Annotated in this window: 1 protein-coding gene; it reads right to left on the bottom strand. The window is 56.2% G+C overall.

The features are described from left to right. Window positions 1-93: 93 nt before the first annotated feature. Window positions 94-1119, bottom strand: coding sequence for an IS110 family RNA-guided transposase (locus CU102_RS28235; RefSeq protein WP_106714343.1), 1026 nt, complete (start codon window positions 1117-1119; stop codon window positions 94-96). Window positions 1120-1193 lie beyond the last annotated feature (74 nt).

The following is a 1193-nucleotide window of genomic DNA, read 5'->3' as shown; positions in this document are numbered from 1 at the left end:
GCTCGCATGTAAATCAAACGGGTTCATCCGGTAGCCTGCCGCTCCGACCGATACGGCAACTCTCGCCAGCGCGTTTCCCGCGCAGCTTTCTGATCAGGCCTCCCTGGGTTCAAACTCCGTGCCGTCTTTCCAGATCGCGTGCATGATCACAGCCAGTTTCCGGGCCAAGGCCACGACGGCCTTCTTGTGGCTTGTGCGCTTCTTTATGGCAATCGCCCAGTCCTTCAGATGCTGACCAGGTCCGGATTTCACCCGGCACAGCAAGCTGTTGGCGGCTTCATAGAGAACCGTGCGTAGCATCTGATCGCCGCGCCGGGATATCCGGCCACTATAGTCAACATCGCCCGATTGGTATTTACGCGATGTCAGCCCGATATACGCCCCGACCGATCTGGATTGGGCAAACCGGTCCGGCGTGTCGATCGTGGCGATATAAGTGACGGCACTCACGGCGCCGATGCCGGGGATGGTCATTAGGCGATGGCAAGTTTCGTCCATTCGGGCTTGACGCATCATGTCTTTCGTCAGCGCCGCAGCCTGACGCAGTGCTTCGGTCCGTAGGTGTAGAAGCGGCAAGATAATTCTCATCAAATCGGTCTGACCTTCCAGCGCCTTTCGGACCCTCTGGTCATAGGTCTTCAGGTATTTGGGGAGACGGATCCCGAAACTGGCCAGCAGACCGCGGATCGTGTTCTCCACATTCAGCCGGGATTTGATTGCAACCTCGCGCGCCCGCAGCAAGGCTCTGCGTTCCTGAGAAACTCGGCTTTTGACTTCAATGCGTTTGTAGAACCCAGTACGAGCAAGCTCTGCCAGCATGGCAGCATCATTCTTATCGGTTTTATTGTGCATCTGGCTCAGTACGGCGTGAGCCTGACGTGCGTCGATGCAGACTATCGGCAAGCCACGCTGGCTGAGTTCGCTATACAGCCAGTTTGCCATCCGGCCGGTTTCCAAAACGACGCATTGGATGTGCTCCAGTTCACACATCAAGGCACGATATATGGTGTCGGGGTCGGTCGGCTTCTTGAACGCCGACTTGACCATCCCGCTTTGCGTTCGAACACAGATCGCCGTCTCTTCCTTTGACACGTCCAGACCTACAAAAAGCTGTTCCATTCTGCTCTCCTCTTTTTGACGCGGCCATAGTAGCCGCCAGAGAGCGCTGACAATCAATTACTCAGAGTCTCATC

Origin of the sequence: Phyllobacterium brassicacearum (assembly GCF_003010955.1) — a bacterium.
Taxonomy (GTDB): Bacteria; Pseudomonadota; Alphaproteobacteria; order Rhizobiales; family Rhizobiaceae; genus Phyllobacterium; species Phyllobacterium brassicacearum.
The sequence above is the reverse complement of the archived record's forward strand: the minus strand, read 5'-3'. Positions and strand labels throughout refer to the sequence as shown.

What these genes read in the sequence shown, in the direction of transcription:
- CU102_RS28235 (WP_106714343.1), bottom strand. Translation starts at nt 1,119, where the DNA reads ATGGAACAGCTTTTTGTAGGTCTGGACGTGTCAAAGGAAGAGACGGCG.